The following is a 26,054-nucleotide window of genomic DNA, read 5'->3' on the forward strand; positions in this document are numbered from 1 at the left end:
CGAGCGCGGATGTCCGGCACCGCGCGCCTGGCTTGGCGGCAACGGGGCGCTTGTGTCAGTCTTTCGGCTTGTCCGGCCGGCGCGTGAGGTTTTCAAGTCACCGCGGCGGCGACGACGCACGCGACACCGCCAACCGACCTTACTCCGAGGAGCCAGATGCAGCCCAGCAGCATGCCATCCAGCCAAGGCATCGCCAACCAGGATACCGACGACGAGCGCGAAGCCGACGCGCCCCAGCCGCACATCCGCATGTACGCCACCGCCTTCTGCCCCTACTGCGTGCGCGCCCGGCACCTGCTGGAGCAGAAGGGCGTCACCTGGGAGGAGATATCCATAGACAACGACCGCGAGCGCTTCCAGGAAATGACCCGGCGCTCGAACCGCGTCACGGTCCCGCAGATCTTCATCGGCGAGGTCCATGTCGGCGGCTATGACGACATGGCCGCGCTGGAGCGCGCCGGCAAGCTCGACCCGCTGCTCGCGCACGCATGAGCGCCGGCAGAGACGACGCGGCGGCGGACGCCGGCAGCCAGCGCCTCGACAAGTGGCTCTGGGCGGCGCGCTTCTTCAAGACCCGCCCGCTGGCCGTGGAGGCCATCAACGGCGGCAAGGTGCAGGTGGACGGCCAGCGCGTGAAGCCCGGCCGCGCCATCCGCCCCGGCACCCGGCTCACGATCCACAAGGGCGAGCTGGAATGGCGGATCGAGGTGCTGGGCATCGCCAAGCAGCGCCGCCCCGCCGCCGAGGCCATGCTGCTCTACACCGAAGACGAGGCGAGCCGCCTGAGGCGCCAGGACATGGTGCGCGAGCGCCGCGAGGCGGGTTCCACCCCATCGCCCGAGCACGGCCGGCCGACGAAGCGCGATCGGCGGCGCATCGGCGAGTTCATCGGGCGCGAGCGGTAGCGTGCGGCGGCGCCGCGGCGCGCGCGTCTCATGCCGGCGCTCCTGCCGACTGAAGTCGGCGTATCTGGTTGGCCGACTGAAGTCGGCGTACCCGGGAGGCGCCGCCGCGCCCGGGTACGCCGGATTTATCCGGCCCCCCGGCAACCGGCGACATCACTCGCGCCCGCAACGACAAAACGCAACCGACCGGCCCCAGCCGCAACCGTCCACGCTCATAAAAGCCCCGCTCGTCGGCAACATCGCACCCGCTGCGGCAGTGATTCCAAAATTGCGGCGCAGTCACGCTGTTGCTTCCCGAAGCCCTGCTAGGCTCCGCCCTCACCCTCGCGCGTCAGAACCCGTGCCGCGAGCGTCCCAGCCCCCCTGAACCAGGAGCCAGGCCGATCATGCAGGCTGCCGCACCCCGTCCGCTCCGCCGGCCGCGCGCCCGTCGGCGCCCATCGATCCTGCTGTTGCTGTCCGTGCTGCTGACGCTGCTCGGCCCGGGCGCGCAGGCCGCCTGCCTGGTGGACTACCGCGTCACCAATCAGTGGGGCAACGGCTTCACGGCCGAGGTGCGCCTCACCAACCAAGACCCGGTCGCCTGGTCCGGCTGGAGCGCGTCCTGGACCATGCCGGACGGCCAGCAGGTCACCGGCCTCTGGAACGGCAGCCACAGCCAGAACGGCGCGGCCTTGAGCGTCAGCAATGCGGGCTGGAACGCGGGCGTCGCCGCCGGTGCCGACGTGAGCTTCGGCTTCAACGCCAGCCACACGGGCGCCAACGGCATTCCGTGGGACATCGCCGTGAACGGCGAGACCTGCGCCGGACAGGCGGCACCGCCGCCACCGTCGGAGCCGGTCACGGCCTGCACGGTGGACTATCGGGTCCGCGAGGACTGGGGCAGCGGTGCCACCATCGACATCGACGTCCGCAACGACGGCGACCCGCTCACCGGCTGGACCCTCGCCTGGACCATGCCGGACGGCCAGCAGATCACGGGCGGCTGGAACGGCAGCTTTACCCAAAGCGGCGCCGCCGTGCAGGTGACGCCGGCCGGCTGGAACCAGAGCGTCGCGGCGGGCGCCGACATCGGCATCGGCTTCAACCTGAGCCACGGCGGCAGCAACCGCATCCCCGGCGACGTGGCGCTGAACGGCGTGCCCTGCGCCGGCCAGGTGCCGCCGCCCGATGTGACCGATCCGCCGGAGCCCGAGCCCATCGCCTGCGTGCTCGACTACCGCGTGCGCGAGGACTGGGGCCACGGCGCCACCATCGACGTGACGCTCCACAACACCGGCCGGCAGCTTAGCGATTGGACCATCGCCTGGACCATGCCGGCGGGCCAGACCATTACCGGGCTCTGGAACGGCGTCCACCAGCAGGACGGCAGCGCGGTCAGCGTGCGCCCCGCCGGCTGGAACGGGACCATCGCCCCGGCCGGGCAGCTCGACTTCGGCTTCAACGTGGCCCACGGCGGCTTCAACCCGCCGCCCATCGATCTCACCATCGACGGCGTGCGCTGCGCGGGCCAGCCGGAGGACATCGTCTTCCCGCCGCTGGTGCCGCAGGGGCTCGCGGCCAGCGTCGTGGACAACGCCCATGCCGTGCTCACCTGGACCGCCGTCCCCGGCGACCCGGAGCGGCTGGAGCTGCAGCGCCGCGCGGACGGCGGCACTTGGACGGCCTTCGCGACCCTGCCCGGCGACGCCGTCGAGACCACCGACACCGCCATGGCGCTGGAGGTGGCGTACGACTATCGGCTGCGCACCGTGAACGCCGCCGGTAGCTCGGCCTATGGCAACGTCGCCCGCGCCAAGCTGCGCGACCGCTCCGTGATCCCGGTGACGGCGCTGGCCGACACCTGCGCCGTCTGCCACGGCACCGACGGCGCGAGCGGCGGCGCCGCCGTGCCGAGTATCGCCGGGCTCGGCGTCGACTACTTCGTCGGCGTCATGCAGGCCTACCGCGACGGCACGCGCTTCGCGACCGTCATGGACCGCATCGCCCCCGGCTACACCGACGCGCAGACCCTGGCGCTGGCGGAGCACTTCGCGGCGCTGCCATTTACAGACACGGAGCAGACCACGGACCCGCTGCTCGCGGCCTTCGGCGCCGAGCTGCACGATCAGGTCTGCTGGATCTGCCATGGCGTCGACGGCGAAGACGCGAGCCTCACCGGCGTGCGCCTGGCGGGCCAATGGCGCACCTACCTGGAAACCACGCTGCTCGACTTCGCCGAAGGCCTGAGCCCGTCCCAGCCCGCCGAGATGGCCGATGAGGTCGCCTACCTGCACGGCCTGCACGGCGCCGAGGCCATGACCGCGCTCGCGCACTTCTACGCCGGCGGCTATCCCGGCGGCGGCGACGGCGGCGGCGGCGGCGGCGAGTCGGGCGACGGCGGCACCGGCGGCGGTGGCGGCACTAGCGGCGGCGGCAACCCGGACCTGCCCCCCGCGGCACCCGCGTCGCTCACCGCGCGCCTGCTCGCGAGCGGCGCCGTGGAGCTCGGCTGGACGGATCAGAGCAACAACGAGCTGGGCTTCCGCATCGAGCGCGCCGACGCCGGCGGACCCTGGACGCAGTTGCTCAACGTCGGCGCCGGCGTGCAGGTGCACCAGGACCCGGGCGTGCTGCTCGGCACCCGCTACGACTATCGCGTCAGCGCCGTGAACCTGGCCGGCAGCAGCGACGCCGTCGCGGCGGCCATCGAGCTGCCGACGCTGGCCCAGTTCGGCGCCATCCAGTACGCCGACTTCAACTGCGGCGCCTGCCACGGCGACGACGGCGCCGGCGGCTTCGTGAACCGGCCGCTGAACCTGTTCGACGCCGGCGCCTTCGCGAGCCTCGCGGCCATCACCGAGGCCACCATGCCGCCATCCGACCCGGATAGCTGCAACGGCCTCTGCGCCGAGTCGCTCGCGGCCTACATGATCGAGGTGCTGAGCGCGGATACCGGCGGCGGCGGGGGCAGTGGCGGTGGCGGTGCCGTGGCCTGCGCGGGCACCGAGCCCGCCGGCGTGCAGAGCCTGCGGCTGCTGACCCGGCGCGAGTACCAGAACACCGTCAACGACCTGCTCGGGCTGGAGCTGGACCTGATCAACCGGCTGCCGGTGGAGAACCGCATCTTGGGCTTCGACAACAACGTCGAGCACAACCGCGTCACCCCGGTGCACTTCGAGACCTATCTGGGCCTCGCCGAGGAGCTCGCCGCCACCGCCGTCGCCGCGAACCGCGCCGGCCTCGTGCCCTGCACCGGCACCGACGCCGCCTGCGCGGCGGCCTTCGTGGACGGCTTCGGCCGCCGCGCCTTCCGCCGCCCGCTGACGGACGACGAGCGCGGCTGGTACCTGGCGCTCTTCACCGGCCGTGGCTTCGACGATGCGCTGCGGCTTGGCATCACGTCCATGCTGGCCTCGCCGAGCTTCCTGTACCGCTCCGAGCTCGGCGAGCTTGAGCCGGACGGCAGCTACAAGCTCACCGGCTACGAGCTGGCCGCAGCGCTGTCGTATCTGTTCCACGGCACGCTGCCGGACGACGCCCTGCTCGCCGCCGCCGGGCGCGGCGAGCTCGACACCGCCACCGGCCTCATCACCCAGGCCGCGCGGCTGCTGGCCAGCCCGCGGGCGCGCGCGCGCACCGGGGAATTCGCCGGGCAGTGGCTGCTCGCTCGCGACCCCTACGAGTCCCCGAGCAAGGACCCGGCGGCCTATCCCGCCTATACCGCCGAGGTGGCCGCGGCCATGGCAGAGGAGCTGATGCACTTCTTCAACCACGTCGTGTTCGACTCCAGCGGCGGCTTCGAGGAGCTGCTGACGGCCGACTACGCGCTGGTGAACCCGGTGCTCGCGGCCTACTACGGCCTGCCGGCGCCGCCCGGCGACGACTTCGCGCCGGTGCCGGTAACGGACGGCTCCAGGCTCGGCGTGATGACCTTGGGCGCCGTCATGGCCAACTACGCGAGCGCCGATGCGTCGCACCCGTTCAAGCGCGGGGCGTTTTTCTTGAACCGCATGCTCTGCCAGGAGCTGCCGCCGGTGGGCAACATGGGCGTGCAGGTGCCGCCGCCGGACCCGACGCTCACCACCCGCGAGCGCTTCGACATCCACAGCAGCTCCAACCAGGTCTGCTACGACTGCCATCAGTACCTCGACGGGCCGGGCTTCGCGTTCGAGCACTACGACGGCGCCGGGCGCTGGCGCAGCACCGACAACGGCCAGCCCGTGGACGCGAGCGGCGTGCTGCGCGGGCTCGAGACCTTCCAGCCCACCGAGGAATACGTCTTCGCGGACCTCGCGCAGATGAACGCCATGGTCGCCGGCAGCGAGCGCGCGGCGCAGTGCCTCGCGGTGCAGTATTACCGCTTCGCCACCGGCCATGAGGAGACCGCGGCCGACAGTTGCGCGCTGGACGCCTTGCAGCAGCACTACGCCGACAACGGCTACGACATCCAGACGCTGCTGCTCGGCATCGTCAATTCCCGCGCCTTCACGCATCGGCGGCCGGCCGACGCGCCCTGAGCCAGCCCCGGAGACGGACCACATGAGCAAGCAAGTCAACCCGCACCGGCGCGCGGCACGGCGCGGCGATGCCGGCGGCGCGCCCGCGTACTCGCCCGCGCGCAGGGGCTTTCTGCGCACGCTCGGCGCCGCGAGCCTGGGCGCCGCGCTGTCGCCGCTGACCTGGGGCCTGGCGCGCCCGGCCGTGGCGCAGGTGAGCGCGCCGCGGCGCGTGATCTTCGTCTACGTGCCGAACGGCGTCACCTACCGCTCCTGGCATCCGGTGGGCGCGGGCAGCGACTTCACGTTGCCGGTGATGACGGCGCCGCTTCAGCCCGTGCGCCAGCACTGCGTGTTTCTGCGCGGCGTGGACATGTACGGCAGCGCTGGCACCCACGAGGGCGGGCAGGTGAAGATGCTCTCCGGGCGCTCCGGGCACATGCACGACCCGGGGCCGACGCTGGACTGGTATTTGGGCGAGCGCTTCAAGACCGCCGTGCCGCGGCCCTTTCTGAACCTTGGCGTCATCGGCAACGAGTGGTCCAAGCCCATCACCTTCGATGCCGCCGGCAAGGCCATGAACACCGACGACAACCCGCTCGCGGTGTTCGAGCGGCTGTTCGGCACCGACGCGACGCAGGACGCGCTCATCGCCCGGCGGCGCAGCCTCATCGACCGCAGCCTCGCGGAGGTGAATGCGCTCAAGACCCGCTTGGGCGGCGTGGAGCAGCAGAAGCTGGAGCTGCATCTGGAGTCCATCCGCGCCGTCGAGCGCACGCTCGGCGATGTGGTCGCCGGCAGTTGCGACACCGCCGGCTTCAACACGCAGGGCTTTACCGTCACGCGCAACGAGCATCTCAGCCACGCCAACTTCGCGACCGTCGGCCGGCTGCAGACCGATCTCGCGGTGCTGTCGCTTGCCTGCGATCTCACCCGCGTCGTGACGCTGAAGTGGGCCTATCCGGTGACGCCGGTCATCATCCCGTCGAGCGGCAGCAGCATGCCCTGCCATCAGGCCTCGCACATGCAGGACGGCAACTTCGACCTCATCAAGGCCTGGTTCGCGGCGCGCTTCGCGGACCTCGTCGGCGCGCTCGCGGCCTACCCGGACGGCGCCGGCTCCCTGCTCGACAACACACTGATCTGGATGTTCTCGGAGCTCGGCGACTCCAGCGGCCATAACCACCGCAACATGCCCTTCGTGCTCGCCGGCGGCGGCGCCGCGGGCATCGCCGGCAACCGGGTGCTGGACTACGGCAACGCCGCGCACAACAAGATCCTGGTGAGCATGGCCCGCTTCGCCGGCGTGCCCATCAGCGAGTTCGGCAACACCGACAGCAACCCCGGCGAGCTCGGCGGGCTCGTCGCGGGCGCCTGATCGACGGAGGCACCAGAGCATGCGCACCACATCCTCCCGCAGGCGCTTTCTCAAGCACGCCCTGAAGCACGCCATCGCTCTCGGCGGCGCCGCGGCCCTCGGGCTGCCGCGCCTCGCCGCCGCCGCGAGCGGCCACATCGTCATCGTCGGCGGCGGCACCGGCGGCGCCACCGCGGCGCGCTACCTGCGCCGGGCGGACCCGGGGCTCAGCGTGACGCTCATCGAGCGCGAGCCGAGCCACCTCACCTGCTACATGAGCAACGAGGTGCTCGGCGGCGAGCGCGGGCTCGACTCACTGCGCCAGGGCTACGACGGGCTGCGCGCCGCGGGCGTGACCGTGATCATCGACACGGTCACCGGCATCGACCCGGCGGCGCGCGAGGTCGCGACCCAAGGCGGCCGGCGACTCGGCTACGACCGCTGCATCGTCGCCCCCGGCATCGATTTGCGCTGGGACAGCATCGCCGGCTACAGCGCCGCCGTCGCCGAGACCATCCCGCACGCCTGGAAGGCCGGCGCGCAGACCCTGACGCTGCGCGCGCAGTTGGAGGCCATGCCGGACGGCGGCACCGTCGTCATCGCCGCCCCGCCGAACCCCTACCGCTGCCCGCCCGCGCCCTACGAGCGGGCGAGCCTGATCGCGCAGTACCTCAAGCGCCACAAGCCGGCCTCGCGGGTGCTGATGCTGGACCCGAAGACGAGCTTCGCGAAGCAGGCGCTGTTCGAGCAGGCCTGGGCCGCGCTGTACGGCTACGGCGAGGGGCAGATGATCGAATGGCGCTCCGGCGCGGACCTGTCCGGCGTCGTGGAGGTGGACGCGGCGAGCCGCACCGTGCGCACCGCATTCGGCGACCTGGTGCAGGCGGATGTCTTGAACCTGATCCCGGCGCAACAGGCGGGGCCCATCGCCTTTGCCGCGGACCTCACGGACGCGAGCGGCTGGTGCCCGGTGGACCCGCTCACGTTCGAGTCCACGCGCCATCCGTACATCCACGTCATCGGCGATGCCTGCACGGCGCCGGCGCTGCCCAAGTCCGGCGTCGCCGCCAACGCCGAGGCCAAGGCCTGCGCCGCCGCCATCGCCGCGCTGCAAGCCGGCTTGGAGGTGCCGAGCCCGTCCTTCGTCAACGCCTGCTACAGCGTCGTCGGCAGCGACTGGGCCATTTCCGTGCTCGCCGTCTATCGCCTGTCCGACGACGGGCAGAGCATCACGGCCATCCCCGGCGCCGGCGGCCTGTCCCCGGCCGATGCCGGCGAGCGCCACCGCCGCATCGATGTGGACTACGCCCACTCCTGGTACCGCAACTTCACGCGGGACGTGTTCGGCTGACGCCCCCGGGTACGCCGGATTCATCCGGCTCCCCGGGTACGCCGGATTCATCCGGCTCCCTGGGTACGCCGGATTCATCCGGCCCCCCTGGCTACGCCGGATTCATCCGGCCCCCCTGGCTACGCCGGATTCATCCGGCCCCCTGGCTACGCCGGATTCATCCGGCCCCCCTGGCTACGCCGGATTCATCCGGCCCCCCGGTACGCCGGATTCATCCGGCTCCCCTGGCTACGCCGGATTCATCCGGCCCCTGTGGCGGGCGACTTCAGTCGCCCGCCGCGGCATCGGCTCCACCCTCCTCTCGCGACACCGCTCCAGAGACCGGGCAAGATTTCCTCTCGCGACACCGCTCCAGCGGTGTCGCGCGTCTGCGGGCGCTCTGCGCCCCGAGGCGCTGAGCCACGGGACCGGCGGCCGAGCCGTCGGGCCCGGATCGACCGGTGCCGAGGCTCTGCCGCGGCACGTCGCAGTCGAGCATCCACAGCAGACGAATACGATTACGACAACGACAACGACAACGACAACGATCGGAGACGGCATCGAAACATCTGCATCGTCGCGCCGCGCCCACCCAGCCGATCTCAGCGCCCAGCCCCGCCCTTGGTACACTCCCCGCCACCAAGAACAACACAGCAGGGGCGCCAGGCATGGGCGCGAACAAGCGCTTCGCGGTCGCACTCTCCTTTCCCGGCGAGCGGCGCTCCTACGTCGCGGCCGTCGCAGCCGCGCGGCTGACGCCCATGCGCGCGCCGCAGGCCGGCGCGCCAGCACCACCTGACGCAAGCGGCGCCCGCTCGCCCGCTGTCCTCCGGATGCCGATCCCCGCCGCGCCTTGGGCGCCCAGGCAACTACCGCGGCACCTCGCGATACAGCCGTTCCACCCAGTCCCGGAACCACGCGGGTCGGGCGAGCAGCACGTACGCGAGCCATAACGACGCGAGCGGCAGCGCGAAGGCCGCGGTGTCGACGACGACGATGAGCAGGGCGAGCAGCAGTCGGTCGGAGAGACGCATGCGGACCTCTGGGTTGGGCCGGAGCTCCCGGCGGCGGCCATCATCGGCATCGGCAGCGCCCGCAGCATCCGCGGAACCTGCGGTGAGATGGCCTTGCCGGCATCGAGCTTGCGCGCGGCGGGGCCGCCCGTCGCTCGCCCTTTCGCTCGGGGCCGGGACGCTCCCGTTCCCGGTCGCCGGCAGCATGCCCCTCGCGGGAGCGCCGACCGAGGTCGGCGCAGCCGGGGCCTACCAGAGCGGCGCGGACTCCCGGTGCCCGTAGTGCCCGCGTCGGGCATCGGGCAGCAGGCGCTGGAAGTCCTCGCCGCTGACACGGACCAGGAACATGTGGTCGCCGGCCTCGAAGTAAACCGGCTCCGGCGTCGTCAGCGCCTCGTCCAGGTAGGTCTCGATGCCGTACAGGGGGCCGAGCGGCGGCACCGCACCCGGCGCGCAGTCCGGAAACAGCCGGGCGAGATCGGTCTCGTCGTCGAGGCGGAACCGGCGGCCGCCGTGCACGCTCAGCGTGTCGAGATCGAGCCGGGCGTCGCCGGGGATCACCGCCATGGCCTGCGCCGCGCCGTCGTGCACCATGACGGCCTTGGCGACCTGATGATCCCGCACATGCGCCGCGGAGGCGCTCTCGTGGGTGGAGCCCGTCGGCTTGTGCTGGATCAGCTCGTAGACGACCTCTCGGTCGAGCAGATGGGATTCGATTCGCGCGGACATGCTCATCGTATTGCCTCCCGAGCCTTGGTGAGCCTTCTCTTCCTCCTACAAGGTTCGTACAGGCTGCGGCGGAAGCAAAGCTCGGAAACACTGACGCGCGGGCAAGCGGTTCCCTGATGGACGCTCGCCGCAAACGTGTATGCGCGCGCCGCGGCTGGAAACGCGGGCGTCCATGCCCATTTCTTCACACATGTCCCGCCGCATCTCCCGGCGTGTCAGACCGGAGCCCGTTCGGAGGCCGCCGTGCAAATCCAGACCCGACTCGCCGCCCGACGGCGCCTGCTGCTGGCCGTGCCCGGCCTCGCCGCGCTGCTGCTGCCCGGCATCGGGCACGCGAGCGCCCGCGCGGCCATGGCGACACCGAGCCAGGGCCGCGGCCCCTTTTACCCCGACCGCATGCCGCTCGATCAGGACAACGACCTGACGCGGCTGATGCCGGCGGACGACAGCGACGCTGCCGCGGCCGGCGACATCACCGACCTCACCGGCCGCGTGCTCGATGTCGACGGCGCGCCGGTGCCCGCTGCGCTGGTGGAGATCTGGCAGTGCGACGCCAACGGCCGCTACATCCACAGCGCGGACCGCGGCGGCCCGCCGCGCGATCCGGGCTTCCAGGGCTACGGCAAGACCTTGAGCGGCGCGGACGGCGGCTATCGGTTCCGGACCATCAGGCCCGTGCCCTATCCCGGCCGGGCGCCGCATATCCACGTTGCCGTGACCGCCCCCGGAGGCCGCCAGCTCGTGACGCAGCTCTATGTCGAGGGCGCGCCGGAGAACGACCGCGACTTTCTGCGTCGGCGCCTGTCGGCAGCGGAGCAGGCGGCGGTGACGGCGGCGTTCGGCCCGGCCGGCGACGGCAGCGGCCGGCTCGCGGCGCGCTTCGACATCGTGCTGGGCTGAGACCGCAGAACACCCGCAAACTGTCCAACGCCGCCCCGGCAGCCGCATTTCAGGAGCACCCGCCTTGGACCAAGACGCCTTCCGCGACACCTACGCCGCCGTCAACGAGCGCCGTTGCCCGTATGAGAAGGCCATCCTGACCAACAACTGCGGCTGCGCCCTCGCGAAGCGTTTCTGCATCGCCGAGCGCGAGGGCGTGCGCTGTGCGACCAATGCGGGCCAGGCGAGGTGTCTCGAGTTCCTGGATCTGCTGCGCCAGCAGGCGCGCTTCGCGCTCCGCACCACCGACGGCGGCGCCGCGCTGCCCCATGCCAAGGCGATGCGCATCCAAGTCGGCGGCCTGCGGGGCGTGCGCGCGGCGCTTGAGGAGCCGGAGGTCGCAGACGCAAACGCCCCGGTGGAAGACGTAGACGGCCTGCTGCGCGCGGCGGTGGCGCGCTTTGGTGGCTTGGCCGCGCTGCCCTTCGGGCAGATCATCTTGCAGGTCGCGGCCTATCGGGGCCGTCCGTCCTTCCGTGAGCGGCGGCGGGCGCGCAAGGCGCGGAGCGACGACGACCTGCCGACCTGAGGCCCTTGCCGCAACGATGTCGGCGTCGAAATCGCTGTCGGTATCGAAGTCGAACTCGATTAGCAGCCGATCCTGATCCCGATACCGATTTCGGTTTCGATGGAGACGGCAAGGAGCCCCAACCAAGCGACGTGGGCGATCCTTAAACGCGATACCCGGGATACCAGGCGGGTCAGCCGCTCTGGGCGGAGCGAATGTTGCGCAGCTCTTCCAGGAGCCGGGCGGCCTGCTCGCGCTGCGCGAAATCGGGGGCCGCGGTCTGCAACAGCTCCGTGAGCTGGGTCATGGCCTCTTCGGTGCGTCCGAGGCCCTTGAGCGCAACGGCGATGTGATAGCCGATGGCGGGGTCCCCGGCAGCGCGCGTCTGCGCGTCGCGCAGATGTTTGAGCCCTTCGGCGAGCTCCCCGCGGCGCACGAGCACCCAGCCCAGGGTGTCGGCGGTCTCCGCGGCGCTCGGCAACAGCTCGTGCGCGCGGCGAGCGTATTCGAGCGCCCGCGGGTCGTCCATCTCGTTGTAGATGACGGCCAGGTTGTTCAGCAGCATGGGGTTGTCCGGCGCCCGTGCCAGCGCCTGCTCGAACAGCGCAAGCGCCCGCTCGTGGTCACCTAAGGCGTAGTAGCCCTCGGCCAGGGTCTGTAACACGATGCCGTCGCCCGGGTGGGCGTCGAGCCACTGCTGCAGGAACTCGACGCCCGCGCCCATGCCCTCGGCATCGCGCTTCGACTCGAAGGCGCGCATCGCGAGCAGCGGCGACTCGCTGTCGGCCAAGGCCCGCTCGAAGGCCGCGAAGGCGGCAGCGTGCTGTCCCTGGGCGCGGAGGATGAGCCCGGCGAGGTGGTCGGCGTACGGCTGCTCCGGATAATCGGCCCCGAGCTGCTGCGCCAGCACCAGCGCATCGTCGAGGCGGCCGTGCTCAATGAGCAGCTCGCCGAAGCGCAGCCGCGCCGGCAGATAGTCCGCATCGCCCTCGGTGGCCTTCTGCAGCGACCAGAGCGCGCCTTCGATGTCACCGGCGTCGCGCTGCAGCATAGCGACCTTGAGCAGTCTGCGGGCATCGTAGCCGGCGACGCTGGAGCCGCGCCGCAGCACCACCTGCGCCGTCGCCCGGCGCCCGCTGGCGATGTAGGCCCGGCTCAGCGCGGCGAGGAGGTCGGCATCGTCCGGATTGTTGGTCCGCACCTCGACGCTCTCGGCGACGCGCACCGCCTTGTCGGGCTCGCGCATGCGCAGCAGCAGCTCGGTTTGGTAGATGGCCACATGGACGGCACCGGGGTCCGCCGAGAGCGCACGCTCGGCGAGCCTGAGCGCCTGGTCCAGCTCCCCGTTTTCCTCGTGGGAGCGGGCCAGCAGCATCAGCGCACCGACCTCATCGCGCTGCTCGTCGAGCACGCGCTCCAGATGGCCCCGCGCAAGCGCCGAGTCCCCCTGGTCCAGCAGCAGCTCGGCCAGGTTTGTGCGCGCCGGATAGAAGGACGGGTCAATGGCCAGCGCGAGCTCAAAGGCCCAGCGCGCGGTCTGCATGTCGCGGTTGGCGAAGGCCGCGGCGCCGAGCAGGTTCACGTACGAGAGGTTGTCCGGGATCCGCGCCAGCAGCGTCCGCGCCCCCTCCAAGGCGGCGTCATAGTCGCGCTCCTGCAACAGCATCACGATGAGGGTGGCGCCGGCGTTGCTGAGCTCGGGCCGCGCGCTGAACACCTGCGACAGCTCTTCGATGGCATCGTCGCGGCGGCCGAGCCCGAACTCATTCACGGCGCGCTGGGTGCGCAGCACGATGTCGTCCCGGCGCTGCTCGGTGGCGCTGCGCAGAAGCTGCGCGGCCTGCAGGTGCTGGCCCGTCTTCATGTAGGCCTCGGCAAGGAGCGACAACGCCGGGACATTCTCCGGCGTGCGCTGCACGGCGGGCTCGAGTAGCCGGATCGCCTGCTCCGCCTCGCCCCGCTGCTCCAGCGCGATCCGCGCAAGCAGCACCCGCGGTCCAGTGGCGGCGCCGTCCTCGGCGAGATAGATGCTGAGGTAGGCCTCGGCTTGTTCCCATTGCTTGAGGCTGTAGGCGATGATGCCGGCAAGCAGGAGCGTGGTGCGGTGGCCCTCAATGAGCTCCCGCGGGAAGCGGGCGATGAGATTGGCACCGTCCTGCAGCGCCGCCTCGGCGGCTGGGTCGTCGCCGAGCTTGGTCTTGACCACGGCTTTGAGATAGTGGCTGCGCGGGTCGTTAGGGTAGATCTCCAGCACCTTGCTCGCGACCGCATCGGCCTCGTCGAGGCGGCCCAAGCGCAGCATCAGGTTCACGCGCCCGATCTGCGTCGGCAGGTACGACGGCAAGAGCTCCGCCGCCTTGCCCATGTCGGACAGCGCCCCGCTGTAGTCACCCAGGCTCTCCGCCAGCACGCCCTTCAGATACCAGGCGCGGGCGGATTTCGGCGCCACCTCCACGGCCTCGCGCGCAAGCGCAGCGGCCTTCTCCAGCTCCCCCTGCAACAGCATCACGTGCACGCGGCCGATGACGGCGGCGGACGAGCGCGGATTGAGCTCCCACGCCTGGGTGAAGGAGCGCTGGGCGTCGAAGTACTGCTCCAGCGCGAGGTGGGCCTCGCCGCGCAGCGCGAGCAGCTCGGCATCTTCCTCAGGTGCGGTACCGACGGGGAACAGCTCATCGATGAGCTGCTCCGGGCGGCCCTGCATCAGATAGGACCGGGCCAGGGAGTTCTGGATCAGGGAGCGGTGCGCGCCGAGACCGTCGGCGATCAGGAGCTGCTTCTCGGCCTTCTCGCCCTGCCCCATGGCCAGGTAGATGCGCCCCAGCAGCAGGTGCGCCGGCAACAGCAGCGGGTCTTCCTTCAGCGAGTTTTTGAGATAGATGTACGCGGAGCGCACGTCGCCTTGGTTATGGGCAACGAGCGCCTGCTCGTAGTACTCGGCGGCGGCTGCCGCACCCTCGGCCTCACCGAGCAGCGGCCCCTGCTCCTGCGCGACCGCCGCGGCGGCGAGCAGGGCTAGCGCAAGCGCGATGGCCAGCGCGAAGTGGCGATGGACCGATTGCACGCCGGGTGCCGGCGCTGGTGTTTGGGTGGGCTCAATCATGGTTCCCCGAGGGATAAGCCGGTGCGCGCGACCTTGTCGCACGCGCGCCGTCGCGGCTGCTGCGATTGTCGCGGCTGCTCCGACGGCGGCCGCGCCGTCGGCGCTCACCGGGCCGCCGGCGTCAAAGAACCGCGCGACAGATGCGACGGCCTGTGTCATCACGGGCCTGTGCCAGATGGGCCGATTATAGGCGACCCGGCACATCTCATGCCCGGGTCATCCCGTCAAACATCGAGCCAGCCGGAGCAGCGATCCTGCTCGGCGAATTGCGGCTCGATGCCGCTCACGGCGCCCCGCATGGCCGCAATCGCAAGCTCCGGGCGGTTGTTCTGCAGGCTCACATGCGACAACAGCAAGCGCCCGAGCCCCGAATGGTGGATGCGTGCCAGCAGCGCCGCCGCCTGCGCATTACTCAGGTGGCCGAAGGCGCCGCCGACGCGCTGCTGCACGCTTGCGGGATAGGGCCCGGTGCGCAGCAGCTCGGGGTCGTGGTTGCATTCGAGCATCAGGGCATCGCAGTCGCGCAGCGCCTCGCAGATGCGCGGCGTCACGGTACCGGTGTCGGTGAGCACGCCGAGCCTGCGGCCATCGCCTTCGAAAACGAACTGGCAGGGCTCGCGCGCATCGTGCGGCACCGGAATCGGGCAGAGCGTCAGGGCGCCGATGCGAAGCTTGCGCGTGTGGCTCGGAAACAGCCGCAGCCGCGGCGACTCGGCCGCGCTGGTGGCCTTGCTTGCGCCCTTCCAGGTGCCGGGCGAGGCCCAGACCTCGATGCCGTAACGCAGCGCCAGGCGGGCAACCCCGGCCACGTGGTCGCCGTGCTCGTGGGTCACGACGATGGCGCTGAGCTCGGCAGGGCGCGCTTCGACGGCGGCCAAGCGCGACTCGATCTCACGCAGCGGGAATCCGCAGTCCAGCAGCACGCGGGTGCCGTCGGCCTCGATCAGCGTCGCATTGCCCCGGCTGCCGCTGCCGAGCACCGCAAAGCGCATTCAGCGAAGCTCTTCCTGCAACAGCGCGAGGATGCGCTCGCCGGTGCCGCCGGCGGTGGGCTGGCCCGCGGCGTCCAACACCCGCACGCGGGTCTCGCTGCCGCCGTCCTGCAGGCGAACTTGGTATTGCTCGACGCCACGCTCGCTGCCGCGCCAGAAGGCGAGCCGGTCGGTAAGCCCCTGCTTGCCGCGGCCGCGCTCGGCGTCGTCGTAGCGGATAAAGAACACGCCCGCGCTGCGGTCGCGATCCTCCACCGCGAAGCCGGTGCGATCGAGGGCCAGATCGGTCTGCCGCCAGGCCTGACGGTACTCGCCGGGGATCACGAGCTCCGCCGACGGGCCGCTGCCCACCAGCGTGGCGCCGATGCCAGCCGCCCGCGCGGTGGGCGCCGCCGCACCGGCGCCGGCCGAGCCGCCGCCGGCCGTCAACATGCGCTCGGCGTCGCGATCGGACACGCCCAGATGGAGCATGAGCCGTCGCAGCATCACGGCCTCTTTGTCCGGGTCGCTCGGCGCCGGCTCCCAGACCGTGGTCGCGCCCTCGCCGACGGTGTTGCGCACCAGACGCTCCGCCATGCCGGTATGGGTCAAGTAGACCTCGGTGGTGTCCGGGGCGGACCCGGCGTCGAGTCGCACGCGGTACTGATCGCGCGTGGACGTGGAGTACATCCCGTCCAGCACCTTACGCACCTGGCGCGTAATGAAGTCCGTGCGCACCTCGGCGCGATTCTCGAGCCAGCCGGTCTTCATAATGCCGGTGGCCGGGTCCTGCTCCTCCAGCACAATGCCCTGCTGGCGCCAGAAGGCGACCACCTCGGGCCACACCGCCTGCGGCGGCGCGTCCACCTGCAACCAGCGGCGATCGCCGCCCCGGCGCAGCGAGACACCCTGCACCTCCGGCAGCACGGCACCGCTCGCGGCGATGCCGGCACGTGCGGCCCGCTCGCCGGCATAGGACGAATAGGTGGCGGTGCCGGAGGCGCCGGGGATGTCCAGCGCGTCGTCGAAGCTCGCGCCGGCCAAGTCCGGCGGCAGCTCCAGATTCTCCGATGACTCGCGCTGCTCTTTGTACTGCAACGACTGGTCCGGCAGCAGTTCCTGCATGGAACCGCAACCGCTCAACAGCAGTGCCAGCACGCAGGCCGGGACAGCGCCCGGCGGGATGATCGATCGTTTGAGCATGGTTCCGGTGGCAGCAGTCGAGCCGGGTGTCGCCACAGGCCCGGCCGGGAAAAGTCTAAAGTCTAGAGGGCGCCCGCGCGCTGCATGGCCGCCCGCACGGTGGCCTCGTGCGCCGGCGTGAGCCAGGTGAGCGGCAGCCGGATGCCCGGCTGGGCGAGCCCCAGCGCGGCCATGGCCCATTTCACCGGGATCGGGTTGGATTCCACGAACAGCGCCCGGTGCAGGTCCGCCAACTGGTTGTTGATGGCCAAGGCGCGCTCGCGCTCGCCAGCGAGTGCCGCGTCGCAGAGTTGCCGCATCAGCGCCGGCGCCACGTTGTTGGTCACGGATATGACGCCGTCGCCGCCGCCGAGCATGAACTCGCAGCCGGTGCCGTCGTCGCCGCTGTAGAGCGCAAAGTCCGGCCCGCACAGCTCGCGCAGGCGCGGCAGGCGGGTCAGGTCGCCGGTAGCGTCCTTGAGGCCAACGATGTTCTCGACCCGCGTCAGCTCCGCGGTGGTCTCAGGCAGCAGATCACAGGCGGTTCGGCCCGGCACGTTGTAGAGGATCTGCGGCAGGGCCACGGCGTCGGCGATGGCGCGGTAGTGCGCGATGAGCCCGGCCTGGGTCGGCTTGTTGTAGTAGGGCGTCACCAACAGCGCCGCGTCTGCACCCACCTCGGCCGCGCAGCGTGTGAGCCGAATGGCCTCTGCCGTGGCGTTGGCGCCGGTGCCGGCGATGACCGGGATGCGCCCCGCCGCCAGCGCGACACAGCGCGCGATGACGGCGCAGTGCTCCGCCTCGTCGAGCGTCGCCGACTCCCCGGTGGTACCGACGGCCACGATGGCGGCGGTGCCCGCCTCCACATGGAAGTCCACGAGCCGCGCGAGCGCGGCATCGTCCACGGCGCCGATCGCGTCCATCGGCGTGATCAGCGCGACAATACTCCCCCGCAGCAGCATGGCGTTCCGGTGCAGTCCCCCAAGAATCCGCTGATACTAGCGCGCGCGGCAGCATCGATACAAGGCAACCCGCACCTTCGCAACACCTTCGCTCCGCCGCGCGTGCGTTGCATCCCTTGGCCGGGCAAAAGGCCATGCTATACACTCGGCGCGAAGTCGGCAGGCCCCGCTATCAGGCCCCCCCATGCAGCGAACGGAACCCATGGCCACTCAAAAGACGTACCTCGTAATTTCAGCCCTTGGTGCAGACCACCCCGGGATCGTCAACGACCTTTCGCGGACGATCCTAGAGCAAGGCTGCAATATCGAAGACAGCCGTATGACCGTGCTCGGCGGCGAGTTCGCGGCCATCCTGTTGGTGGAAGGCAAGTGGAACACGCTGGCCAAGGTCGAGAACGCGCTGCCGGAGCTCGAGCGCACGCTCGGGCTCACCATCGTCAGCAAGCGCACCGGCGAGCGCGAGCGCAGCACCGACAAGCTGCCCTACGCGGTGGACGTGATCGCGATGGATCACCCGGGCATTGTCAACAACCTGGCCGGCTTCTTCGCCGAGCGGCAGATCAACATCGAAGACATGGCGACCAACACCTACGCCGCGGCGCACACCGGTACGCAGATGTTCGCCGTGCACATGACGGTCGGTATCCCCGCCGCAACCCACATCGCGACGCTCCGGGAGGAGTTCATGGACTACTGCGATGGGTTGAACCTGGACGCGGTGCTGGAGCCGCTCAAGATTTGAAGCAGCGACAGGGCGCGCGTCGCCCGCCCGAAACCGGGTTCAGCCCACCCCATCCTGCATGGACCGGACCCGCTGGGTCCGGTCGGTCACACGAGGCAGACAGCATGTCAGTTGCGATCGGCGACAGCGTCCCGGACATCGAGCTCCCGGCCACGGGCGACCAGACGCTCAAGCTCTCCGACCTGCGCGGCCAGCGCGTCGTGCTCTATTTCTACCCGAAGGCGAGCACGCCCGGCTGCACGCAGGAGGGGCTCGACTTCAGCGCCACCCTGGCCGACTTCGCCGGGCTCAACACCGTCATCGTCGGCGCGTCCAGGGACGGCATCAAGGCGCAGGAAAACTTCAAGGCCAAGCAGGCCTTCGGCTTCGACCTGCTGTCGGACAAGGACGAGACGCTGTGCAAGGCGTTCGACGTCATCAAGCTGAAAAAGATGTACGGCAAGGAGTCGCTTGGGGTGGAGCGCAGCACCTTCCTCATCGACGAGCAGGGCGTGCTGCGCCAGGAGTGGCGCGGCGTCAAGGTCAAGGGGCACGTGGACGAGGTGCTCGCGGCCGTGCGCGAGCTCGGCTGACGCCGCCCCTGCGCCCCGGGGCGGCGCACGCCCCGTTCCCCCCACCACCGGGCCGGCGTCAGCCGCCGGCACCGGCCCCGCAACGTTGCCGCGGCCGTCGAGCCATCGGGCGAGCCTCATATGATCAAGCGCGAAAACGACAAGCCCTGTCTCTTCCTCCTTGACACCAACGTGCTGATGCACGACCCCACCGCGATCTTCCGCTTCAAGGAGCACGACATCTACCTGCCGATGGTCGTGCTCGAAGAGCTCGACGCGGCAAAGAAGGGCGTGTCGGAGGTCGCGCGCAACGTGCGCCAGGTGAGCCGCTTCCTCGACCAGTTGATGCAGGACGCGGACAAGGCCGAGATCGACCGCGGCCTGCCGATCCAGCCCCTAGGCGACCACGGCTCCGGCTTCACGGAGCCCCCGGCGGGCCGGCTCTTCTTCCAGACCGAACCCCTGTCGGAGCACTTCGACACCGTGCTGCCCGGCACCACGGCGGACAACGAAATCCTCGCCACCGCCCAGTGCCTGCGCAAGCAGTGGACGGACCACACCGTTGTCATCGTCTCCAAGGACATCAACCTGCGCATCAAGGCCGCGGTGCTGGGCCTGCCGGCGGAGGACTATTCCAACGACCGGGTGCTGGACGACGTCGACCTGCTCTACACCGGCATGGCGGCGCTGTCCGACGACTTCTGGGACCACCACGCGAAGGAGATGGACTCCTGGCAGCAGCAGGGCCGCACCTTCTACCGCATCCAGGGGCCGGATGTGGCGGAGTGGTACCCGAGCGAGTGCCTGTACATGGAGCACGACGAGGGCTTTGAGGCCATCGTCCGCGAGCTCCGCGGCGAGACCGAAGCGGTCATCGAGCTGGTGGACGACTACCGCGTGCAGCGGCATAACGTCTGGGGTATCAACGCGCGCAACCGCGAGCAGAACTTCGCGCTCAACATGCTGATGGACCCCGAGCTCGACTTCGTCACACTGCTCGGCACCGCCGGCACCGGCAAGACGCTGCTCGCGCTCGCCGCCGGCCTGGCGCAGGTGCTGGATCGCAACATCTATCGCGAGATCATCATGACCCGCGTGACGGTGCCGGTGGGCGAGGACATCGGCTTCCTGCCCGGCACCGAAGAAGAAAAGATGACCCCTTGGATGGGCGCGCTGATGGACAACATGGAGGTGCTGACCCAGACCGAGGGCAGCGCCGGCGACTGGGGCCGCGCCGCCACCAACGACCTGCTGCGCTCGCGCGTGCGCATCCAGTCGCTGAACTACATGCGCGGGCGCACCTTCCTGCACAAGTACATCATCCTGGACGAGGCGCAGAACCTGACCGCGAAGCAGATGAAGACGCTGATCACCCGCGCCGGCCCGGGCACCAAGATCGTCTGTCTCGGCAACATCGCGCAGATCGACACGCCGTACCTGACCGAGACGACCTCCGGCCTGACCTACGTCGTGGACCGCTTCAAGGACTGGCCGCACAGCGGCCACATCACGCTGATCCGCGGCGAGCGCTCACGCCTCGCGGACTTCGCCTCCGAGCACCTGTGACACGGATGCCGCAGCCGCCCCGCGCCGCCGGGCCGCCGCCGGCCCGGCGCGCGGGCGGAACACCAACGCGGGCCAACCGCGATCTCACCACCGTGATCTCACCACCGTGATCTCACCACCGTGATCTCACCACCGCCAGAGCCCCGAGGACCACAACCATGCGCCTGCTCGCCCTATCGCTGCTGCTGCCGCTCCTGCTCGTCGCCGGCCTCGCCGCCGCCGCCGACAAGCCGCAGGTCGTCTATCACGTCGCCGACGAGGACAAGGTCGCCTTCATGCTGAGCAACGTCAAGAACCACCTGGAGGGCGTCGGCGGCGGCGAGAACATCGAGATCGTGGTCGTGTCGCATGGGCCCGCGGTCAAGCGCTTCGTCGACATCGAGGCCGTCGATCAGGTCCGCGGCGGCGTCGCGGCGCTGCAGGCGCAGGGCGTCACCTTCGAGGCCTGCGCCAACACGCTGACCGCCCTGGGCATCGAGCCCGACGAGCTGCTGGCCGATATCAAGATCGCCGAGCAGGGCGGCGTCACACGCATCGCCCAATTGCAGTCGCAGGGCTATGCTTACATCCGTCCGTGAGGCAAGCGCGCCGCCACCGGCGGCAGCGACCCCGGCGCCGGGCGCGGACGCCCTGCCGCGGTCCGGGGCAAGCGATGCCCCTGCCCAGATGCATTGCCTGCCCGACGCAGCCCGGACGGCAGTAGTCGTTGTCGGCGCACGGCAGTCGGCGCTCTGAGCTCGGCATTCAACGCCGCCACGTCATTCGCCCCACCGCAAGGTCACCCATGCCCGACGCGACCCATTACAGAATCGGCCCGGTCGTGCTCGCGGCCGGCGTCAGCCGCTTCAATGGCTACACCTTTCTGTTGTCCGCCTTCCTGTCCATCGGCCTGATGACCTTCATCACCGCAGGGCAGACTTACATCCTGAACGCCCATCTCGGCGTCCCGACCTCGGTCCAGGGCACCATCACCGGTGACTTGGTCTTGTTCACCGAGATCATCACCCTGCTGCTGTTCATGCCCGCCGGCATCCTGGTGGATCGGATCAGCCGGCGCGGGGTCTTCGCCGTCGGCTTTCTGATGCTCGGCGCGACCTATGTGCTCTATCCGCTGGCCCCGTCCGTGGAATGGCTGTTCGGCTACCGCGTGATCTACGGCATCGGCGTCGTCGCGGTGGCGGGGGCGCTATCCACCGTGCTGGTGGACTATCCCATCGAACGCTGCCGCGGCAAGCTGGTGGCCATGATCGGGGTGCTGAGCGGCCTTGGCGTCGTGGTGATGAATCAGGGCTTCGGCTCGCTGCCGGAGGTGCTGACGCTGCAAGGGTTCGGCGCCGTGGAGGCCGGCATCCTGACGCATCTGGGTGTCGCCGGCCTGTGCGTCCTGGGCGCGCTGGCGGTGCGCTTCGGGCTGCAGCCCGGGGTGCCCGTGCATCGTGAGGAGCGCCCGTCGGTCCGTACCCTGCTCCTGAGCGGCTTTGCGCAGGCCCGCAACCCCCGCGTCCTGCTCGCCTATGCCGCCGCCTTCATCGCCCGCGGCGATCAATCCATCAACGCCGCTTTCCTGATCCTCTGGGGCACCCTGGCCGGGCGTGCCGCCGGCATGACCGACGCCGAGGCCGTGATGAACGGCACCCTCATCTTCGTCATCGCGCAGATCGCGGCGCTGCTCTGGGCGCCGGTGATGGGGCCGCTGCTGGACCGCATGGATCGGGTGACCGGTCTCGCCATCTGCATGGTGCTGGCGGCCATCGGCAACCTCGCCCTAGTGCTGCTGCAGGATCCCTATGGCGATTATCGACTGATCTTCTTCATCCTCCAGGGTGTCGGCCAGATCAGCGTGTTCTTGGCCGCGCAGTCGCTGATCGGCCAAGAGGCCCCCCGCAACCAACGCGGCTCCGTGCTCGGCGCCTTCAATATCTCCGGCGCCTTGGGCATCCTGATCATCACCGCCGTCGGCGGGCGGCTCTTCGACACCGTCGACCCGCGCGCGCCCTTCGTCGTGGTGGGCAGCATCAACGTGCTCTTGTTCTTCGCGAGCCTGTACGTGCGCCTGAGGGCCGCCCCGCGCTCGCTTACCGCGACCGCAACGCCCGGCTGAGGCCGACGGCGCCCCGGGCCCGCGCCGCTAGGGAGATACCGATTGATTGAGCCGGAAGACGCGGTCTCCCGGCTCCTCCATGTTCAGTGCCGTAACGGCACTGAACATGGCCGGTCATCCCACCCGGCGGGAAACGCCGCATACTTTGGCGTTTCCCTAGATCATGATTGCGCCGCTTGCTGCTCCGCCGCTTCGGCAACCGCGGCAGCACCCTCGTCAGCAGCGACCGGCCCACGCGCCGACACGGTTGCGGCGCCGACGGCCTTTGGCACACTGATGATCGCGGCCGGCGCCGGATCGGCATCGAGTGCCTGCGCCAACGCGACCCGCTCATCAACGTCCGTCGGCACGCTCGCCATGCGCTCGATGGTCCTGAGCCGGTGCTCGAGCCCGCACTGGTTCGCGATCTGGATCGCGAGCCCGGGGCGGGCGTTGACCTCCAGCATCATCGGTCCGCGCGTCTCGTCCAGCACCAGATCGACGCCGCAGTAGCCGAGCCCGGTGAGGTCCGCGCAGCGCGCGCCGATGGCCAACAGCGCCTGCCAGTCCGGGATCCGATGCCCGATGAGCCCGGTGCCGAAATCCGGGTGCTCGTCCACGACATGGTCGCGCACGACGCCATGGCCGGTGATGCCGCTGTGGAGCGCGATGCCGACACCGACGGCGCCTTGGTGCAGGTTGGCCTTGCCGTCGGAGGCCCGGGTCGGCAGCCGGATCATGGCCATGGCTGGAATGCCGCGGAAGATCAGGAGCCGAATGTCCGGCACGCCGCGATAGCTGATGGCATCGAACAGCCGGCTTGAGCGCACCCGGTACTCGATCATCGCCGCGTCCGGGATGCCGCCTAGGGAATGGATGCCGCTCAGAATATTCGACACGAAGTACTCGATGTCCCCAAGCGACAGCCCGCGCCCGTCGCCCTTGACGAAGAGCCCGCGGCGCCGATCCGTGATAACCAGCACGCCGTCGCCGCCGCTGCCGTGCGCCGGCTTGATGACGAAGGAATCGAGCCCGTTGAGAAACCGGTCGAGGTGAATCAGCTCGCCTTGGAAACGTATCGCTGCATAGAGCTCCGGCACCGCGAGACCCGCCTCCAACGCCAGGCGTTTCGTCGTGAGCTTGTCGTCCACCAGCGGATACTTGCTGCGCGGATTGAAGCGCATGACGTAGTTGCGGTTGCGCGCATTGATGCCGAGCACGCCGCCGCGGCGAAGCTCCGCCCAGCGCCTGAGCCAGCCCGACTTGGGCTCGGTGTCTGTCACCCGGGGGGCCATGGCTCAGCCCGCCCGCGCCAGCGCGCCGAAGCGGAACAGCTCCGTCAGCCGATAGCCGCTATAGGCGCCGAGCAGCAAGGTGGCGGACAACACCAAGAGCAGCAGTTCCGGGAAGTAGAACATCAGGTGCTCCAGGTGTGGCTCATTCATGACGTAGTAGCCGCAGACGGCCACCAGCAGCGAGCCCGCCGTCTCCTTCAGCGTCGCGCCGAAGCCGCGCTCCTCCCAGACGATGGACATGCGCTCGATGGTCATGGCCAGGATCACCATCGGGAACAGCGCGATGGAGAGCCCCGCTTCGAGGCCGAGCCGGAAGCTCAGCACCGTGACGGCGAGCATCAGACAGACCACCACCACCAGGATCGCCGCGAGCCGCGGCACCAGCAGGAGCCGCAACTGCGCCAACATCAGCCGCAGCGACAGCCCCACCAGCACCAGCGCCAGGAACAGCGCGAGCCCCCAGGCCAGTTGCGTCTCGCGGAAGGCCAGCGCGATCAGGATCGGCATGAAGGTGCCGAAGGTCGGCACGCCGACGACGACCCGCATGAAGGCCACCACCAACGCGCCCAGCGGCAGCATCAGCACCACGTGGTAGAGGTTCTGCACCGACACCGGCAGCCGGGTCAGATCGATGCCGAAGGGCTGCACGGCGAAGGCGGCGCCGGTGAGACTGGCCACATCCATCTGCGGTATGCGGATCTGCGTGGTGGAAAATCCCTTGCCGACGTTGCGCACGCCGCGCGCCTTGACTAAGTCGTTGCTGTCATAGCGCCAGATGAAGAACCCCGGTGGATAGCCGGGTTTGCCGGTGCCGACATCGTAGCCGCGCCACTCCTTGCCGTTGTGCACCTCCAGCCAAGGGGTCAGCGCCGCCTCCACGAGCGGGCGCTGCAACGGAATGCCGTAGGCGATGCGGGCCGGGATGCGGGCCCCGGCCAGGATCTCGGCCACCAGGTGCTCGAAGCTCGGCCGGTCGCCGACGTTGCGGATGACCTTCACGTTCTCGTCGTCGCTGTTGGCGAGCATCAGGAGCGTTTGCTCCGTGAACGAGAACACGTCCGCCGACTGTTCCCGCGCCCGGCTCAGCACGGCCTGGATCGCGGACGCGAGCGGCTCCTTGTAGTCGGGCACCGGCGGAAACGGCGGCACCGACGGGTCCGTTGCCACCGCACTGCCGCGCACCTTCACCTGATAATACAGCGCCTGCTCGCGCTGCGGCGTGCGCCGCAGCGTCCAGGTGGCCTTGCGCGGCTCGCCGTCGGCCTCGAGGATCGCGAGCCCGTAGCCGCGGGAGACGAAATTCTCGTCGATGACGCGAGTCATGGATTCGCGCGGCGGCAGTCGGAGCTCCACCTTCGACGAGCCACCCTCGCCGACGAAGCCGATGCGCGCCTCGATGGTCCACACCGTCGTCGTCAGCTCCGGCAGCAAGGGCACGTCGTAGCGCCAGGTCTTGAGCAGGGTCATGCCAAGGCCGACCGCGGCCAGCAGCAGCGCGATGATCGCAAGCGGCGACAGCCGCGCAAAGAAAGGCAACTTCATCAGTTCTTGCCCGCGGGTTTCGGCGCGGGTTGCGGACAGTCATGACCGAAGACGAAGGTCTTGGCGGAATTGACCAGGAAGTGCTGCGCCAGGAACTCACGCCCGAGCAGCACGGGGTAGTTTAGGTTGGAGCGGTCATCGAGGCTGAACTCGGCGTCCATCAGCTCGCCGTCGATGCAGAAGCTCAAGCGCACCGTGATGCGATCATCCGTGACCTTCTCGGCGGCGCGCTTGATGCGCACCTTGCCCGCGATGGGCAGGTCGTAGGTGATCTTGGTGCCGTCTTGGTCGGTGTGCTTCTGGAACAGCGAGAACTTGACCCGCTCGACACCCCCGCGCTCAAAGCGTTCCACGTCAGTAGCGTGGATGGCGCTCGACTTCGCACCCGTATCGAGCTTCGCGGTGACCCGCACGCCGTGCGGCTCCAACCGGATGCTCTGCAGCCAACCCGCCTCGCGCAGCGCCGGGGCCTCGCCCTGCGCAGAGCGCTCGGGCTTCGCTCGGTCAGGCTCATCGGTGGCAGCAACGGACCCGGTGAACAGTATCAGCAGGGCGACAACGGCGGGCAGATGGGACATGGCGATGACGGCAGCGTCCAACTTGAGGTAGCAGTGAGTGGGTGGAATCGTTGCGGAAACGCAACAGTTGCGGATGCGGATCGAGGCGGCCGGGGTGCGCACGGGCAGGCTGCTGCGGCGCCTGAAAGGCTCCCAACAGCCGCATATCATAGCGCCCTCCGCGGCGAAATCCTTGGCGCGGTGAGACTAGCCCCGACGTTGCTTTTCGGCAAGTTCCCCCGAA

Annotated in this window: 21 protein-coding genes; 12 read left to right on the top strand and 9 right to left on the bottom strand. The window is 69.9% G+C overall.

Going from position 1 to position 26,054, the window contains the following annotated elements; translation table 11 throughout:
* Positions 1 to 249: 249 nt before the first annotated feature.
* From grxC to ML01_RS11475, 5 genes are all read left to right on the top strand, one after another.
* Positions 250 to 492, top strand: a complete 243-nt coding sequence (gene grxC, locus ML01_RS11455; RefSeq protein ID WP_058555593.1) for a glutaredoxin 3 — start codon at positions 250 to 252, stop codon at positions 490 to 492.
* On the top strand, positions 489 to 905 hold the full coding sequence (locus ML01_RS11460; RefSeq protein WP_058555535.1) for an RNA-binding S4 domain-containing protein: 417 nt from the start codon (positions 489 to 491) through the stop codon (positions 903 to 905). Before grxC ends, ML01_RS11460 begins: the two co-directional genes overlap by 4 nt.
* Before the next feature lie 386 nt (positions 906 to 1,291).
* A complete protein-coding gene (locus ML01_RS27205; protein ID WP_082674184.1) occupies positions 1,292 to 5,404 on the top strand; it encodes a cellulose binding domain-containing protein in 4,113 nt (1,370 codons plus the stop codon).
* Positions 5,405 to 5,426: 22 nt separating this feature from the next.
* A complete protein-coding gene (locus ML01_RS11470) occupies positions 5,427 to 6,761 on the top strand; it encodes a DUF1552 domain-containing protein (RefSeq protein ID WP_058555536.1) in 1,335 nt (444 codons plus the stop codon).
* A gap of 19 nt (positions 6,762 to 6,780) precedes the next feature.
* Positions 6,781 to 8,091: an NAD(P)/FAD-dependent oxidoreductase gene (locus ML01_RS11475; RefSeq protein ID WP_058555537.1), complete on the top strand. Its 1,311-nt coding sequence runs from the start codon at positions 6,781 to 6,783 to the stop codon at positions 8,089 to 8,091.
* Positions 8,092 to 8,939: 848 nt separating this feature from the next.
* Here the strand turns inward: ML01_RS11475 and ML01_RS28670 are convergent.
* Both ML01_RS28670 and ML01_RS11480 read right to left on the bottom strand, forming a co-directional pair.
* Entirely contained in the window at positions 8,940 to 9,104 is a 165-nt protein-coding gene (locus ML01_RS28670) for a hypothetical protein (RefSeq protein ID WP_156427675.1), read from the bottom strand.
* 228 nt (positions 9,105 to 9,332) lie between these two features.
* Positions 9,333 to 9,818: an aminoacyl-tRNA deacylase gene (locus ML01_RS11480; RefSeq protein WP_058555538.1), complete on the bottom strand. Its 486-nt coding sequence runs from the start codon at positions 9,816 to 9,818 to the stop codon at positions 9,333 to 9,335.
* Positions 9,819 to 10,055: 237 nt separating this feature from the next.
* Between ML01_RS11480 and ML01_RS11485 the strand changes: the two genes are divergently transcribed.
* Positions 10,056 to 10,712 (top strand): protocatechuate 3,4-dioxygenase, encoded by a 657-nt coding sequence (locus tag ML01_RS11485; RefSeq protein ID WP_216819161.1) that lies wholly within the window; start codon positions 10,056 to 10,058, stop codon positions 10,710 to 10,712.
* 64 nt (positions 10,713 to 10,776) lie between these two features.
* Positions 10,777 to 11,280 carry a hypothetical protein gene (locus tag ML01_RS11490; protein ID WP_058555539.1) on the top strand — a complete coding sequence of 168 codons (504 nt, stop codon included), beginning with the start codon at positions 10,777 to 10,779 and terminating at the stop codon, positions 11,278 to 11,280.
* Positions 11,281 to 11,452: 172 nt separating this feature from the next.
* Here the strand turns inward: ML01_RS11490 and prsT are convergent, their stop codons facing one another.
* The 4 genes from prsT to dapA all read right to left on the bottom strand — a co-directional run bounded on the left by prsT (position 11,453) and on the right by dapA (position 17,474).
* Complete coding sequence (gene prsT, locus ML01_RS11495; RefSeq protein WP_058555540.1) at positions 11,453 to 14,323, bottom strand: XrtA/PEP-CTERM system TPR-repeat protein PrsT; 2,871 nt, start codon at positions 14,321 to 14,323, stop codon at positions 11,453 to 11,455.
* Between the two features lie 263 nt (positions 14,324 to 14,586).
* Positions 14,587 to 15,354 (bottom strand): MBL fold metallo-hydrolase, encoded by a 768-nt coding sequence (locus tag ML01_RS11500; RefSeq protein ID WP_058555541.1) that lies wholly within the window; start codon positions 15,352 to 15,354, stop codon positions 14,587 to 14,589.
* On the bottom strand, positions 15,355 to 16,536 hold the full coding sequence (gene bamC, locus ML01_RS11505; protein ID WP_058555542.1) for an outer membrane protein assembly factor BamC: 1,182 nt from the start codon (positions 16,534 to 16,536) through the stop codon (positions 15,355 to 15,357). It abuts the gene before it with no gap.
* 62 nt (positions 16,537 to 16,598) lie between these two features.
* Positions 16,599 to 17,474 (bottom strand): 4-hydroxy-tetrahydrodipicolinate synthase, encoded by an 876-nt coding sequence (gene dapA, locus ML01_RS11510; protein ID WP_058555596.1) that lies wholly within the window; start codon positions 17,472 to 17,474, stop codon positions 16,599 to 16,601.
* A 205-nt stretch (positions 17,475 to 17,679) separates the two neighbouring features.
* On the opposite strand from dapA, the gene ML01_RS11515 reads away from it, so the two are divergent.
* The 5 genes from ML01_RS11515 (at position 17,680) to ML01_RS11535 (ending at position 22,437) form a co-directional block, all read left to right on the top strand.
* Complete coding sequence (locus ML01_RS11515; protein ID WP_058555543.1) at positions 17,680 to 18,219, top strand: glycine cleavage system protein R; 540 nt, start codon at positions 17,680 to 17,682, stop codon at positions 18,217 to 18,219.
* Positions 18,220 to 18,323: 104 nt separating this feature from the next.
* On the top strand, positions 18,324 to 18,791 hold the full coding sequence (locus ML01_RS11520) for a peroxiredoxin (protein WP_058555544.1): 468 nt from the start codon (positions 18,324 to 18,326) through the stop codon (positions 18,789 to 18,791).
* A gap of 120 nt (positions 18,792 to 18,911) precedes the next feature.
* Positions 18,912 to 20,336 carry a PhoH family protein gene (locus ML01_RS11525; protein WP_058555545.1) on the top strand — a complete coding sequence of 475 codons (1,425 nt, stop codon included), beginning with the start codon at positions 18,912 to 18,914 and terminating at the stop codon, positions 20,334 to 20,336.
* 158 nt (positions 20,337 to 20,494) lie between these two features.
* Entirely contained in the window at positions 20,495 to 20,914 is a 420-nt protein-coding gene (locus ML01_RS11530; RefSeq protein ID WP_058555546.1) for a DsrE family protein, read from the top strand.
* Positions 20,915 to 21,120: 206 nt separating this feature from the next.
* The gene (locus ML01_RS11535) at positions 21,121 to 22,437 is read left to right on the top strand and encodes an MFS transporter (RefSeq protein WP_058555547.1); all 1,317 of its coding nucleotides are present in this window, start codon (positions 21,121 to 21,123) and stop codon (positions 22,435 to 22,437) included.
* Positions 22,438 to 22,598: 161 nt separating this feature from the next.
* On the opposite strand, the gene ML01_RS11540 is transcribed toward ML01_RS11535, so the two are convergent.
* Genes ML01_RS11540 through ML01_RS11550 form a run of 3 tightly spaced genes read right to left on the bottom strand, consistent with a single transcriptional unit; the run spans position 22,599 to position 25,831 of the window.
* Positions 22,599 to 23,699 (bottom strand): alpha-L-glutamate ligase-like protein, encoded by a 1,101-nt coding sequence (locus ML01_RS11540; RefSeq protein WP_254045224.1) that lies wholly within the window; start codon positions 23,697 to 23,699, stop codon positions 22,599 to 22,601.
* 15 nt (positions 23,700 to 23,714) lie between these two features.
* Positions 23,715 to 25,253 (bottom strand): UUP1 family membrane protein, encoded by a 1,539-nt coding sequence (locus ML01_RS11545; RefSeq protein WP_058555548.1) that lies wholly within the window; start codon positions 25,251 to 25,253, stop codon positions 23,715 to 23,717.
* Positions 25,253 to 25,831, bottom strand: a complete 579-nt coding sequence (locus tag ML01_RS11550; protein ID WP_162268004.1) for a RimK/LysX family protein — start codon at positions 25,829 to 25,831, stop codon at positions 25,253 to 25,255. Before ML01_RS11550 ends, ML01_RS11545 begins: the two co-directional genes overlap by 1 nt.
* Positions 25,832 to 26,054: the final 223 nt, after the last annotated feature.

The organism is Thiohalocapsa sp. ML1, from assembly GCF_001469165.1.
In the GTDB taxonomy this organism is placed as follows: domain Bacteria; phylum Pseudomonadota; class Gammaproteobacteria; order Chromatiales; family Chromatiaceae; genus Thiohalocapsa.